This window comes from Roseomonas sp. OT10 (assembly GCF_020991085.1).
GTDB classification, from domain to species: Bacteria; Pseudomonadota; Alphaproteobacteria; order Acetobacterales; family Acetobacteraceae; genus Roseomonas; species Roseomonas cutis.
Window position 1 is genome coordinate 3,610,339 of record NZ_CP087719.1, and the last position, 12,139, is coordinate 3,622,477.

General features: G+C 72.8%; 14 protein-coding genes. 7 read left to right on the plus strand and 7 right to left on the minus strand.

Annotation, left to right across the window (positions count from 1 at the left end; all coding sequences use genetic code 11):
- The first annotated feature begins 191 nt into the window (after positions 1-191).
- The 5 genes from LPC08_RS16470 to LPC08_RS16490 all read left to right on the plus strand — a co-directional run bounded on the left by LPC08_RS16470 (position 192) and on the right by LPC08_RS16490 (position 2,642).
- Positions 192-938, plus strand: coding sequence for a hypothetical protein (locus LPC08_RS16470; protein ID WP_230449320.1), 747 nt, complete (start codon positions 192-194; stop codon positions 936-938).
- A 174-nt stretch (positions 939-1,112) separates the two neighbouring features.
- Positions 1,113-1,487 (plus strand): hypothetical protein, encoded by a 375-nt coding sequence (locus LPC08_RS16475; RefSeq protein ID WP_230449321.1) that lies wholly within the window; start codon positions 1,113-1,115, stop codon positions 1,485-1,487.
- 118 nt (positions 1,488-1,605) lie between these two features.
- Positions 1,606-1,986 carry a rhodanese-like domain-containing protein gene (locus LPC08_RS16480; RefSeq protein WP_230449322.1) on the plus strand — a complete coding sequence of 127 codons (381 nt, stop codon included), beginning with the start codon at positions 1,606-1,608 and terminating at the stop codon, positions 1,984-1,986.
- Positions 1,987-2,190: 204 nt separating this feature from the next.
- Positions 2,191-2,388: a hypothetical protein gene (locus LPC08_RS16485; RefSeq protein WP_230449323.1), complete on the plus strand. Its 198-nt coding sequence runs from the start codon at positions 2,191-2,193 to the stop codon at positions 2,386-2,388.
- 11 nt (positions 2,389-2,399) lie between these two features.
- Positions 2,400-2,642 (plus strand): hypothetical protein, encoded by a 243-nt coding sequence (locus tag LPC08_RS16490; RefSeq protein WP_230449324.1) that lies wholly within the window; start codon positions 2,400-2,402, stop codon positions 2,640-2,642.
- A gap of 254 nt (positions 2,643-2,896) precedes the next feature.
- On the opposite strand, the gene LPC08_RS16495 is transcribed toward LPC08_RS16490, so the two are convergent.
- The 4 genes from LPC08_RS16495 to LPC08_RS16510 all read right to left on the minus strand — a co-directional run bounded on the left by LPC08_RS16495 (position 2,897) and on the right by LPC08_RS16510 (position 6,690).
- A complete protein-coding gene (locus tag LPC08_RS16495; RefSeq protein ID WP_230449325.1) occupies positions 2,897-3,103 on the minus strand; it encodes a hypothetical protein in 207 nt (68 codons plus the stop codon).
- 150 nt (positions 3,104-3,253) lie between these two features.
- Positions 3,254-3,997, minus strand: a complete 744-nt coding sequence (locus tag LPC08_RS16500) for an ABC transporter ATP-binding protein (protein WP_441295818.1) — start codon at positions 3,995-3,997, stop codon at positions 3,254-3,256.
- A 4-nt stretch (positions 3,998-4,001) separates the two neighbouring features.
- Entirely contained in the window at positions 4,002-4,844 is an 843-nt protein-coding gene (locus tag LPC08_RS16505) for an ABC transporter ATP-binding protein (protein ID WP_230449326.1), read from the minus strand.
- Positions 4,845-4,968: 124 nt separating this feature from the next.
- Positions 4,969-6,690 (minus strand): ABC transporter ATP-binding protein, encoded by a 1,722-nt coding sequence (locus LPC08_RS16510; protein ID WP_230449327.1) that lies wholly within the window; start codon positions 6,688-6,690, stop codon positions 4,969-4,971.
- Positions 6,691-6,904: 214 nt separating this feature from the next.
- Between LPC08_RS16510 and LPC08_RS16515 the strand changes: the two genes are divergently transcribed.
- On the plus strand, positions 6,905-7,702 hold the full coding sequence (locus tag LPC08_RS16515; protein ID WP_230449328.1) for a bestrophin-like domain: 798 nt from the start codon (positions 6,905-6,907) through the stop codon (positions 7,700-7,702).
- On the opposite strand, the gene LPC08_RS16520 is transcribed toward LPC08_RS16515, so the two are convergent.
- The 3 genes from LPC08_RS16520 to LPC08_RS16530 are packed head-to-tail and all read right to left on the minus strand — an operon-like array spanning position 7,699 to position 11,247.
- Positions 7,699-8,622, minus strand: coding sequence for an ABC transporter permease (locus tag LPC08_RS16520; RefSeq protein ID WP_230449329.1), 924 nt, complete (start codon positions 8,620-8,622; stop codon positions 7,699-7,701). The two genes, LPC08_RS16515 and LPC08_RS16520, sit on opposite strands and share 4 nt — an antisense overlap.
- The gene (locus tag LPC08_RS16525; protein WP_230449330.1) at positions 8,619-9,629 is read right to left on the minus strand and encodes an ABC transporter permease; all 1,011 of its coding nucleotides are present in this window, start codon (positions 9,627-9,629) and stop codon (positions 8,619-8,621) included. The genes LPC08_RS16520 and LPC08_RS16525 overlap by 4 nt, the downstream gene beginning before the upstream one ends.
- Positions 9,630-9,651: 22 nt before the next feature.
- Entirely contained in the window at positions 9,652-11,247 is a 1,596-nt protein-coding gene (locus LPC08_RS16530) for an ABC transporter substrate-binding protein (protein WP_230449331.1), read from the minus strand.
- 194 nt (positions 11,248-11,441) lie between these two features.
- On the opposite strand from LPC08_RS16530, the gene LPC08_RS16535 reads away from it, so the two are divergent.
- Complete coding sequence (locus LPC08_RS16535) at positions 11,442-12,131, plus strand: phosphoribosyltransferase (protein WP_230449332.1); 690 nt, start codon at positions 11,442-11,444, stop codon at positions 12,129-12,131.
- Positions 12,132-12,139: the final 8 nt, after the last annotated feature.

Below are 12,139 nucleotides of genomic sequence, written 5' to 3' on the forward strand. Positions count from 1 at the left end.
ACGCGCCGAGACGCTCCCGACAGCCCCGGCGCGACCCGACCGTCCCTGGCGGCACGGGTCCGGACGGCCTGCCGGGCGTCTGGAGCGAGGATGCGGGGGCCGGGGCCCGGGCCCGCAGGGCAAGAGGTGAGCAGCATGGCAGCAGCCCCATCCGCGCGGGCGGCGCAACCCCGGACCGGCAGCCGCTGAGCATGCCGCGCCGCGCCCTTCCGCTGCTCGCACTGCTGGCCGGCCTGGCCGGCTGCGGCACCAGCTACTCCCCCGATACTTATGCGACCCGCGCCGTGCAGCAGGCCAACAAGGCCGAGCAGGGCGTGATCGTCGGCGTCCGCAAGGTGGAGATCCGCGCCGACGGCACCACCGGCGCCGCGACCGGCGCCGCGGCCGGCGGGCTGGCCGGCTCGACCATCGGCCAGGGGGGCGTCGCCAGCTCCTTCGCCGCGATCGGCGGCGGGCTGGTGGGCGGGCTGCTCGGCTCCGCTACGGAGCGGGCGGCCGGGGACAGCCCGGCGACCGAATACATCGTGAAGAAGAGCAACAACGAGCTGGTCTCCGTGGTCCAGGTGGATGCGGTGCCGCTGTCCCTGGGCCAGAAGGTGCTGGTCATCGCCGGCAACCAGGCGCGGATCGTTCCCGACTACACGGTGCAGGACGCGGCCGCCGGCCAGCCCGGCAGCCCGGCGGCCCAGGGAAATACGGCCCAGGGGAACGCGGGCGGCACCTCGCCGCCGCCCGGCAACGCTGCTGGCGACAGCGCATCGCCCGGCGGCGCAGGGAATCCGGCACCCGGCACGGCGGCCCCGGCGCCGCCGGCGGTATCGACGGAATCCCTTCCCGCCCCGGCCGCCGGCGAGACCGCCCCACCCGCTGCCACGGCGCCGAGCAGCGCCCCGGCACCGGCCCACCCCCCGGGTCAGGGCACCACCACCGCCATCTGACCCGCGCGGTCCGGGCCCCGCCCGATTTGGCCGCGGGGGTTTTCCGCCCGGCCTCCGTATCAGGGACAGCGAGGCCACCGGCCCCGCGCCGGGGCGCCGCCTCCCTCGCGTCCCGGCTCCCTCCCGGCACCGCCCCTCCCGGGGCGGGCCGCCAGAAAGGTAGAAGGACGCAGCATGCGGAAGGCACTCTTCCTCGGCGCCGCCCTGGCCCTGTTCGGGGCTGCTCAGCTCGCCACCGCCCAGACCCCGCCCGCCCCGCCGCCGGCCGCGCAGGCCGAGTCCCCCCCGGGCGGCCCCGGCGCCGCGCCGACGCCTCCGGGCGGGCCGCGCTTCGGCGGGCATCACATGGGCGGTCCCCGGGGCCCTGGCGGCCCGCACGGCCCCTGGATGCGCGCCGGCGGCCCGCCGCCGCCGCCCGCGGCCTCCTTCCGCATCGAGCGCGGCGACGTGAAGATCGGCGTGCGCTGCGCGCCGAACGAGCCGATGCAGGCCTGCGTCGCCGCCGCCTCGGCGCTGCTCGACAAGGTCGCCGGCACCCCGGCGCGCTGACCGGGGAGCCGGGGCCGGCACCCCGGCGCGCTGACCGGGGAGCCGGGGCCGGCACGGCAAGGTGCGTGGACGCCGCGCCGGCCCCGGCGGATGCTCTTCTTTTCAGGAGAGGACCGCCATGCCCACCACCGTGCAGGAGATGCTCGCCGCCGCCCGCGCCGCGGTGCCGTCGATCCGCCGCGAGGAGGCGGAGGCGCTGATGCGCGACGGCCGGGCCCTGGTCGTGGATGTCCGCGATGCCGCCGAGGTCCAGGCCAGCGGCAAGGTCCCGGGGGCCGTGAACGTCTCCCGCGGGATGCTGGAGTTCCGCGCCGATCCCTCCGCCCCGTCGCACGACCCGGCCTTCGACCCCGACCGCACCGTGCTGGTCTACTGCGCCTCCGGCGGCCGCTCGGCCCTGGCCGGAAAGACCCTGCGGGAGCTGGGCTATCGCGACGTGCGGAACCTGGGCGGGTTCAAGGACTGGGTCGAGGCCGGCGGGGCGGTGGAACGCGGCTAGGACGGTCCGGCAAACCGGCATCGGAGGCAGGCCTCCATCGCCGCCCGTCGGCATCCCCCCGCGCCGCCGGATGCCGCACCGGGCCGGGTGAGCCGAGGCGGGGTTCCCAGAGACGGGGTTCCCAGGCGCCGAGACGCGGGCCATCGGCTATGGTAGCGGTGGGCCCGCAGCACCAGAGCACCACCCTCCCCGGACGCGCCGCCCATGAAAAGCCTCGCCGTTTCCGTGCCGGCAGCGCGACTGGCACCCGGACTCCTCCTGGCCATCGGATTGGCGAATGCGAATGGCGCGGGGTCCGTTCTCCAGTCGCGCCCGGTGCGCAGCGGACGGCGCCTGCCCCTGCTCCGCCTGACCCTGGCCCTGCTGGGCCTGGGGGCCGTGGGGCTCTACATGCTGCGTTGAGTCCGGGCGCGGTGGCACGGCACGCAGCTGCCGCCGAAGCGCCCTGGAGCGGCTCACGGGTCGCGTTGATCGAAAGGGAACTGAATTTGCGGAAGCCGAACTACAACCAGGAGCGCTTGCAGCGCGAACGGGACAAGGCTGCGAAGGCCCAGGCCAAGGAGCAGCGGAAGCAGGCGCTGAAGGCGGCCGAGGACGCTCCCCGCGAGGCCGAGGACAAGCTGCCCGAGCCGCTGGATCCGGCCATCAAGGGATAGGGGCCGCGCCAATCCCGGCTTCGGCGCGCCGGATCGGGCGCGGGAGCGGGCGTTGGGACCGGTGGAAGGGAGGATCGCGCGCCAGCCCGGCGGCTGGCGTGGGTTTGCCGGCCCCGATGGCGGCGTCCGGTGCCTCCCCGGCGTCGTCCCGCGGCCGGTGCCGTGGCGGACCCTGCCGCGGCGGGGGCGGCCGCAGGCCCGATCAGCCAGGGGCGGAAGGGGAAGCCGGCGCGGCGTGCCGGGCCTTCCCCGCGTCACGCCCGATAGGAGGAGCCCTTGGGGAAGAACCACTCGCCCCGTTCCATGGCGACATCCCCCTTCGCCACCAACTCGGCGAGGGCCCGTTCCTGACGCGCCTGGAAGGTATATTCGGCGGCCTCGAAGGGCCGTTCGCCTTGCAGCCTGCCGCCCGCGTCCTTGATCCGCTTGACGATCTCTCGCTTGATCCATCCATCCGGCATGGGAGGCCGCCTCTCTTGCTGCAATGCAGCATAGGGAGCGCGTATCCCACATGCCATGATCGCCGGTTCCCAACTCGGTGAGCAGGCATGCCCTGCAGCCCCGGCCAAGGGGTCCCACAGCCCCCCAGCGCCCAGCGGCCCGATGACGGCCTAGCTGTCCTCCAGCTCCCGCGACAGGCGAACCAGCTCCTCCGAATGCGGGTGGTGCGTCTCCCCTGCCCGCAGTTCCGCCTCGGTCAAGCGGTCCACGATCTGGCCGCCCTGCATCACCGCCAGCCGCTCGCAGAGCTGGGCCACCACCGCCAGGTTGTGGCTGACCAGCACGCAGGTGAGTCCGCGCGCGGCGCGCAGGTCGGCGAGCAGGTTCAGCACCTCCGCTTGCACGGAGACGTCCAGGGCGCTGGTCGGCTCGTCCAGCAGCAGCACGCGCGGCTCCGCGATCAGGGCACGGGCGACGGCCACGCGCTGGCGCTGCCCGCCGGAGAGCTGGTGCGGGAAGCGGAAGCGCGCGGCCTGCGGCAGCGCCACCTCGTCCAGCGCGCGGGCGATGCGGCGGTCGGCATCGCCGATGCCGTGGATCGCCAGCGGCTCCGACAGCTGCCGGTCCACCGTCTGGCGCGGATGCAGGCTGCCGTAGGGGTCCTGGAAGACCATCTGGACCAGCCGGTGGAAGGCCTTGTCGCGGCGGCGACCGAGCGGCCGGCCGTCGATCTCCATCCGCCCCCCGGAGGGCTCGATCAGCCCGGCCAGGCAGCGCAGCACCGTGGACTTGCCCGATCCGCTCTCGCCGACCAGGCCGAAGGTCTCGCCCGCCTCCACGGCGAAGGAGACGCCCCGCACGGCGTGGTTGGCACCGAAGCGGACATGCAGCTCCGCAACCTCGATCATCGCCATGATGTCAGGATGCCCCCAGCCAGGCAGGATCGCGGGTCAGCACCGGCAGCCGCCCGCGCGGCTTCGAGAGGGAGGGCATGCAGGCCAGCAGCCCGCGGGTATAGGGATGCTCCGCCCGGTGCAGGTCGGCGGCCTTCAGCTCCTCCATCACCCGGCCGGCATACATCACCACGATGCGGTCGCAGAAATGGCTGACCAGCGGCAGGTCGTGGGAGATCAGCATCAGCGCCATGCCGCGGCTGTCCACCAGCTCGCCGATCAGCCGCAGGATCTCCGCCTGCACCGTGGAATCCAGCGCGCTGGTCGGCTCGTCGGCGATCAGCATGTCCGGCTCGGGGGCCAGCATCATCGCGATCATCACGCGCTGCCCCATGCCGCCCGAGACCTCGTGCGGGTAGGAATCCAGCACGCGGCGGGGATCGCGGATGCGCACGCTCTCCAGCAGGGCGAGGGCGGCATCCCGTGCCTCGCCACGGCCCAGCCGCTTGTGCTGGCGCAGCGCCTCGGCGATCTGCCGGCCGATGGGGATCACCGGGTTCAGGCTGAACTTCGGGTCCTGCAGGATCAGCCCGATCCGCCCGCCGCGCAGCCGGCGCATCTCCTGCTCCGAGGCGGCGAGGATGTCGGTGCCGCCGAAGCGCAGCGCCTTCGCCGAGACATGGGCCGAGCCGGGCAGCAGCCGCATCAACGCCCGGCCGGTGACGGACTTGCCCGACCCGCTCTCTCCCACGATGCCCAGCTTCTCGCGTCCCAGGGTGAGGGAGACGCCCCGCACCGCGCTGGTGACGCCGGTGGCGGAGGCGAAGTCGACCCGGAGGTCGGCGATCTCGACGAGGGGTGCGGTCATGCGGTGCGCAGCTTAAGGCGCCGCCGCGGCCTGCGGGAAGGGTGGGCCGGGCCCGCCACCCCCGCCGCCGGGGCCACGGGCCGGTCCGCGGACCGGATGCAGGGCGCCGATGGCGGGCGTCGCCCTACGACGCCAGCCCCTGCTGCGCCTCGTGCAGCCGGCGATAGGCGCCGTCCGCCGCCACCAGCTCGCCGTGCCGCCCCTGCTCCACGATGCCGTGGCGGTCCACCACCACGATGCGGTCGGCGTTGCGGATGGTGGCGAGGCGGTGGGCGATGACCAGGGTGGTGCGGCCCTGGGACAACTCGGCCAGCGACTGCTGGATGGCGCGCTCCGTCTCCGTGTCGAGCGCCGAGGTCGCCTCGTCCAGGATCAGGATGGGCGGGTTCTTCAGGAAGATGCGCGCGATCGCCAGGCGCTGCTTCTGCCCGCCGGAGAGCTTCACCCCGCGCTCGCCCACCACCGTGTCCAGCCCGTCCGGCAGGCCGGCGATCATCGCGTCCAGCCGGGCGCGGCGGGCGGCGTCCAGGATCTCCGCCTCCGTCGCGTCGAGCCGGCCATAGGCGATGTTCTCGCGCAGCGTGCCGCCGAACAGGAAGACGTCCTGCTGCACGATGCCGATCTGGCTGCGCAGCGAAGCCAGCGTCATCCGGCGGATGTCGATGCCGTCGACGGTGATGCGGCCGCCCTGCACCTCGTAGAAGCGCGGCAGCAGCGAGCAGAGCGTCGTCTTGCCCGCCCCCGACGGGCCGACGAAGGCGATGGTCTCCCCCGCCCGGATGGCGAGGTCCACGCCGCGCAGCACGGGCCGCTCGGCGCTGTAGCCGAAGGTCACGCCCTCGTAGCGGATCTCGCCGCGCAGCCGCCCGACCGCCACCGCGTCCGGCGCGTCCGCGATGTCGGGCTGCGTCTCCAGCAGCTCGAGGTAGCGGCGGAAGCCGGCGATGCCCTTGGGATAGGTCTCCAGCACGGCGTTGATCTTCTCGACCGGGCGGAAGAACACGCCGACCAGCAGCAGGAAGCCGACGAAGTCGCCCGCCGTCAGCTCGCCGCGCAGCACGAAGTACGAGCCCGCGACCATCACCACCATCTGGGTCAGCCGCATGCCGAGGTAGGAGAGCGACAGGCTCGCCGCCATGATGCGGTAGCCCTGGAGCTTGGTGTCGCGGTAGCGCGCGTTGTCGGTCGCGAAGAGGGCCCGCTCGTGCTCCTCGTTGGCGAAGGCCTGCACCACGCGGATGCCGCCCACATTCTCCTCGATGCGCGCGTTGAAGGCGCCGACCCGGCCGAAGATCGAGCGCCAGGTGGCGGTCAGCCGGCTGCCGTAGCGGGTGGAGAGGATGGCGACCGGCGGCACGATCAGCGTGGTGAGCAGGGCGAGCGTCGGGTTGACCGTGAACATCAGCGCGAAGGCGCCGAGGAAGGTCATGACCGCGATGAACAGGTCCTCCGGCCCGTGATGCGCGACCTCGCCCACCTCCTCCAGGTCCTTGGTCACGCGGGCGACGAGGTGGCCCGTCTTCTGCTCGTCGTAGAAGCGGAAGGACAGCTTCTGGAGATGGTCGAAGGCCCTCCGTCGCATCTCCGTCTCGATGTTGATCCCCAGCATGTGGCCCCAGTAGTTCACCACGGCCAGCAGCACGGTGTTGAGCAGGTAGACCACCAGCAGCCCCGCCGCGGCGAGGAGGATCAGCCCCCAGTCCTGCCCCGGCAGCAGCCGGTCCACGAAGGCGCGCACCGCCATGGGGAAGCCCAGCTCCAGCAGGCCGGAGAGCACGGCGCAGCCGAAATCGAGGAGGAACAGCCCCTTCCAGGGCGCGTAGTAGGCGAAGAAGCGGCGGAGCATGCGCGGAAGATCCGGAATCCTGGCGCGGGTCCGGCGGCGGAGGCCCGGCCCGCTGCCCCTTGCAGAGCGCAGGCCCGGCCAGGGGTCAAGCGCGGATCGCCGGGGCCTGCCACGCCACCGGCGGCGGTGCCATGGACAGCCCGCCGCCACCGTGCCAAGCGGAAGGTCGTCCCGATCCCGGAACATCGCCCATCCGCGGGGAGATGCGGCCAGCATGCCCACGTCCAGCCTCCTGATCCCCGTCCTGCTGCCGCTGCTTCTGGTCGTGGCCAGCAGCCTGGGCTGGCTGGTGCAGCAGCGCATGCCGCCGCACCACCGCCGGCAGGAGACGATGGACGCGATCCGTCTGGTCATGTCCATCCTCATCACCTTCGCCGCCCTGGTGCTGGGGCTGCTGATCTCCTCGGCCAAGGCGGTGTATGACGGGCAGGACCGGGCGCTGCGGGCCTACAGCCTGGACCTGATCGACCTGGACCAGCGGCTGCGGGAGTACGGGCCGGAGGCCGCGCCGGAGCGGAGGCGGCTGCACGGCTTCGTCACCGGGGCCCTGACCCAGATCTGGCCGGAGAACAACCGGCCGGCCCCGGACGGGGGCCCGGCCGGCGCCCGTAGCCCCGAGGACCAGGACCTCGGGAGCCAGCTGCTGGCCCTGGACGAGGAGATCGCGCGGTTCCAGCCCGCCACGCCCGGGCAGCAGCGTACCCTCTCCCTCCTGCAGGCCCGCATGACGGCAGTGCTGCAGCAGCGCCTGGTGCTGGTGGAGGCGGGGAGTGCCACCGTCACCTGGCCCTTCCTGACCGTGCTGGCCTTCTGGCTGGTCATCGTCTTCGCGATCATCGGGTTGAGCACCCCCTCCAACGCGCTGGTGCACGTGGTCATCGGCCTGGGGACGCTGTCCGTCTCGGTGGCGCTGTTCCTGATCCTGGAACTGGAGACGCCGCTGAGCGGGGCGATGAAGATCCCCGATACACCGCTGCAGGAGACGCTGCGGCAGATCGGGCGGCCTTCCTAGCGCTGCTTCGGGTCCAGCACGTCGCGCAGCCCGTCGCCCAGCAGGTTGAAGGCGAGGGAGGCCACGAAGATGGCGATGCCGGGGATCAGGGGCACCCACCACTGCTCCAGCACGAAGCGCCGGGCGGTGGCGATCATCGTCCCCCATTCCGGCAGCGGCGGCTGCGCGCCCAGGCCCAGGAAGCCCAGCCCGGCGGCGGTGAGGATGATGGAGGACATGTCCAGCGTGACGCGCACCACCAGCGAGGGCAGGCACATCGGCGCCACGTGCCGCCAGACGATGCGCGCCGGCGAGGCCCCGGCGAGCTTCACCGCGGCGATGTAGTCGGTGCGGCGGAGGGTCAGCGTCTCGGCGCGCGCGAGGCGGGCATAGGGCGGCCAGGCGGTGAGCGCGATGGCGATCACCGCGCTCTCCACCCCGGGGCGCAGGGCGGCGACGAAGGCCAGCGCCAGGATCAGCCGGGGGAAGGCCAGGAAGACGTCGGTGACGCGCATCAGGATGCGGTCCCAGAACCCGCCCGCGTAGCCGGCGATGCAGCCGATGGCGAGGCCGAAGGGCGCGACCAGCAGCACCACCGCCACCACCATGCCCAGCGTGATCCGCGCGCCGTAGACGAGGCGGGACCAGACGTCGCGCCCCAGCTCGTCCGTGCCCATCCAGTGCGCGGCGGAGGGCGGCTGGAGCCGGTTGCCCAGCGCCTGCACCCCCGGGTCGTGGGTGGCCAGCAGCGGCGCGAAGAGCGCCATGGCCAGCAGCAGCACGACGACGATCAGCCCCACCATGGCCAGCGGGTTGCGGCGGAAGGCGAGCCAGGCCTGGTAGCGCTGCCCCCAGGCCGCCTGCCGGCGCGAGGTCGGCGCGGGCGAGAGCAGCCAGGCGCGGGAGAAGGCGGGGGGGCCGGCCTCGGTCGCGGCGCTCATGCCACCCTCGGGTCCAGCAGCCGGTACAGCAGGTCGGCCAGCAGGTTCAGCGCCACGTAGATCAGCCCCACCACCAGGGTCGCGCCGAGGACGGCGTTCATGTCCGCGTTGAGCAGGGAGACGGTCAGGTACTGCCCCAGCCCGGGCCAGGCGAAGATGGTCTCGGTCAGCACCGCGCCCTCCAGCAGCCCGGCATAGGTGAGGAACAGCACCGTCACCAGCGGCACGGCGACGTTGCGGAAGGCGTGGCCCCAGACGATGCGCAGGGGGGAGAGGCCCTTGGCGCGGGCGGTGATGACGTACTCGCTGCGCAGCTCCGCCAGCATGAAGGCGCGGGTCATGCGGGCGATGTAGGCGAGCGAGAAGAAGGCCAGGATGCCCGCCGGCTGGGCGAGGTGGCGCAGCGCGTCCCGGAAGACGTCCCATTCCCCCGCCAGCGCCGCGTCGACGGTGAGCAGCCCGGTGCGGGTGTCGATCAGGTCCTGGTAGGCCACGCCCTGCCGCCCCGGCCCCGGCAGCCAGCCGAGCCAGGCGTAGAAGACCAGCAGGCTGACGAGGCCGAGAACGAAGATCGGCACCGAATGCCCGGCGAGGCAGAACAGCCGCACCGCCTGGTCCGTCGCCGTGCCCTGGCGCGTGGCCGCCAGCACGCCCAGCGGGACGCCGATCAGGATGGCGAGGAGGATCGCCACCGTCGCCAGCTCGAAGGTCGCGGGGAAGAAGCGGGCGATGTCCTCGCCCACCGTGTTGGAGGTCATCACGGAGCGGCCGAGATTGCCCTGCAGCAGGTCGCCCACGTAGCGCACGAACTGCACGTAGAGCGGCTGGTCCAGCCCCAGCTCCATCCGCACGCGCTCCACCACGTCCTGCGGCGCGCGGTCGCCGACGATGGCGATCACCGGGTCGATCGGCATCACCCGCCCGATCAGGAAGGTGACCAGCACCAGCCCGAACAGGGTGATGGGGATGCTGGCGGCGGTGGCCGCCAGCGACTTCAGCCGCCGCACCGGGCGCCTCCGGGGGCCGCGGCTACGACTTGGTCAGCCCCTGCCAGCGGTTGCGGTCGTTCATCGGCCCCGTGTCGAGCCCGGTGACGCCGGGGCGGCTGACCCAGACCTCGATCTCCTGGAGCATGATGACGAAGGGGCTGATCTTCTGGTGGTCGCGCTGGAGGTCGATGTACATCGCCGCGCGCTTCTCCGGATCGGGCTCGCGCATCGCCTGCATGGTCCGCTCGCTCAGCTCCGGGATCAGCCAGCTCGACCGCCAGGCCGTGGTGCGCTGGCGCGCGTCGTCGGCGTTGTTGGTGTTGATCGAGAAGTTCTCCGCGTTCGAATGCGGGTCGAAGTAGTCGCTGCCCCAGCGGGAGACGGCCATGTCGTGCTGCCGCGCGCGGGTCTTGGTGATGACCGCCCGGCTCTCGCCCGGCAGCATGCGCAGGCGGATGCCGATATCGGCCAGGTTGGCCTGCACCGCCTGGGCGATGTCGTTGACCGGCGGGGCGGAGGCGTAGTCGAAGTTCATCTCGAAGCCGTTGGCGAGGCCGGCCGCGGCCATCAGCTTCTTCGCCTCGTCCACGCGGCGGGAGAAGGGCTTCTCCGTCAGCGCGCCCGGGATGCCCTCCGGCAGGAAGGCCTGGTGCACCACCCAGGTGTTGGGGGTGATGTTGTTGGCGATGCCCTCGTAGTCGATGGCGAGCTTGATCGCCTGCTTCACCTCCGCCTTGGCGAGGTTGGGGTTCTTCTGGTTCAGCGCCAGGAACAGCAGACTGGCCTTGCGCTGCGGCCGCACGCCGTAGCGGCCCTCGGCGGCGATCTGCTTGATCTGGTCGGGGGAGAGGTTGCGCGCGATCTCCACGTCGCCCTTCTGCAGCGCGAGCAGCTGCGCCGAGGGGTCGGCGACGTGGCGCATGATCACGCGCCGGGTCGCCGCCTTGACCGTGGAGTTGGGGTTCGCCTCCACCGTCACGCTGTCGCTCGCCCGCCAGACGCGGAGCTGGTAGGGGCCGGAGCCGGCGGAGTTCTGCTTCAGCCAGGCATTGCCCAGGTCGTCGCCCTGCGCCTTGGGCAGCACCGCCGCCTTCTCCACCACGCTGCCGACCACGGCCGAGAGGCAGTAGAGCAGGAAGTTCATCGAGGTCGGCTCGGCCGTCTGCATCACCAGGGTGCGCGGGCCGGTGGCGCGGATCATCTGCGCCACGTTGTCCTTGGTGTAGCCGAACTGGTTGATGATGAAGGCGGGGCTCTTGTTCAGGATCACCGCGCGCTGGAAGGACCAGGCGGCGTCCTCCGCCGTCACCGGGTTGCCGGAGGCGAAGCGCGGGCCTTCCTTCATCTGGAAGGTGAAGGTCTTGTTGTCGGCCGAGGCCTCCCACTTCTCCGCCAGCTCGCCCACCAGCTCGGAGGGGTTGCTGTTCGGCGTGGTGACCAGCTTCTGGTAGACGTTGCCGCAGACCTCGGAGCCCGAATACTCGAAGCACTCGCCCGGATCGAGGGTGATGAGGTCGTCGATCTGCCGGGCCATGACGATCACGCCGGCGGGCGACTGGGCCTCCGCCCAGCGGCCGTGGGCCATGGCGAAGACGGCCCCGGCGGAGCCGGCGAGGAGCGCGCGTCGGGTGGTCATCGGGGTCGTTCCTCCGGGGGAAGGGTGGTCGAGCGGCCGAGCCTAGAGCGGAACCGGGCCCGGCGGAAACGGGGGAGGACGATCGTTCCGGCTCCTTGGGAAGGGGCGATCCCGGAACGCCGACTGGACCGCCGCGGGGCGGCGTGGCACGGCCCCGCCCCGTGTCCGGGCGGCAGCGAGGGAAGCAGGCGGCGATGGAGTTCTGGCAGGATTTCGCGACGGCGGCGGAGGACCCCGGCCCACCCTATGCGGACCGCTTCCCGGCGCCCCTGCCGGACGGCGCTCGGCTGATCATGCCGCTGCGCGACTACGGCGCCGTCGCCGTCTGCGGCTTCATCGCCTACCAGGCCTCCTTCCCCGTGGTGCGGCGCGTCGCCGGCTGGATGGCGGAGGCGGCACGGGGCCTCGGGGCGGAGGTGGTCTGCGGCCTGCCCACGCTGGGCCACGTGGTCGCGCCCCTGGTGGCCGAGGCGCTGGGCCACCGGAACTGGGTCGCGGCCGGCTATTCGCGCAAGCGGTGGTACGAGGATTCGCTCTCCGTGCCGATCTCCTCCTCCACCGCGCCGGGCGAGCGGCGGCTCTGGCTCGACCCGCGGATGCGGCACCGGCTGGAGGCGCGGCGCGTGCTGCTGGTGGACGACGTGATCAGCACGGGCAGCTCCGCCCTGGCCGGGCTCTCGCTGCTCGCCGCCGCGGGCGTCGCGCCGGTGGGGCTGGCGGTGGCGATGGCCCAGGGCGACCGCTGGTGCGCCTCCTGGCCGGCCCAGATCCCCGTGGCCGCCGGCTTCGCGACGCCGCTGCTGCGCCGCGCCGCCGGCGGCTGGGTCCCGGACCCGGCGACCCTGCCGCGCGTGCTGTTGCCGGGAAACGTGATGAGCCCGTGACAGCTTTG

Coding starts and splice junctions, on each gene's coding strand:
- LPC08_RS16520 (WP_230449329.1), bottom strand. CDS start 8,622: ATGAGCGCCGCGACCGAGGCCGGCCCCCCCGCCTTCTCCCGCGCCTGG.
- LPC08_RS16480 (WP_230449322.1), top strand. CDS start 1,606: ATGCCCACCACCGTGCAGGAGATGCTCGCCGCCGCCCGCGCCGCGGTG.
- LPC08_RS16535 (WP_230449332.1), top strand. CDS start 11,442: ATGGAGTTCTGGCAGGATTTCGCGACGGCGGCGGAGGACCCCGGCCCA.
- LPC08_RS16515 (WP_230449328.1), top strand. CDS start 6,905: ATGCCCACGTCCAGCCTCCTGATCCCCGTCCTGCTGCCGCTGCTTCTG.
- LPC08_RS16470 (WP_230449320.1), top strand. CDS start 192: ATGCCGCGCCGCGCCCTTCCGCTGCTCGCACTGCTGGCCGGCCTGGCC.
- LPC08_RS16475 (WP_230449321.1), top strand. CDS start 1,113: ATGCGGAAGGCACTCTTCCTCGGCGCCGCCCTGGCCCTGTTCGGGGCT.
- LPC08_RS16510 (WP_230449327.1), bottom strand. CDS start 6,690: ATGCTCCGCCGCTTCTTCGCCTACTACGCGCCCTGGAAGGGGCTGTTC.
- LPC08_RS16495 (WP_230449325.1), bottom strand. CDS start 3,103: ATGCCGGATGGATGGATCAAGCGAGAGATCGTCAAGCGGATCAAGGAC.
- LPC08_RS16500 (WP_441295818.1), bottom strand. CDS start 3,997: ATGGCGATGATCGAGGTTGCGGAGCTGCATGTCCGCTTCGGTGCCAAC.
- LPC08_RS16505 (WP_230449326.1), bottom strand. CDS start 4,844: ATGACCGCACCCCTCGTCGAGATCGCCGACCTCCGGGTCGACTTCGCC.
- LPC08_RS16530 (WP_230449331.1), bottom strand. CDS start 11,247: ATGACCACCCGACGCGCGCTCCTCGCCGGCTCCGCCGGGGCCGTCTTC.
- LPC08_RS16485 (WP_230449323.1), top strand. CDS start 2,191: ATGAAAAGCCTCGCCGTTTCCGTGCCGGCAGCGCGACTGGCACCCGGA.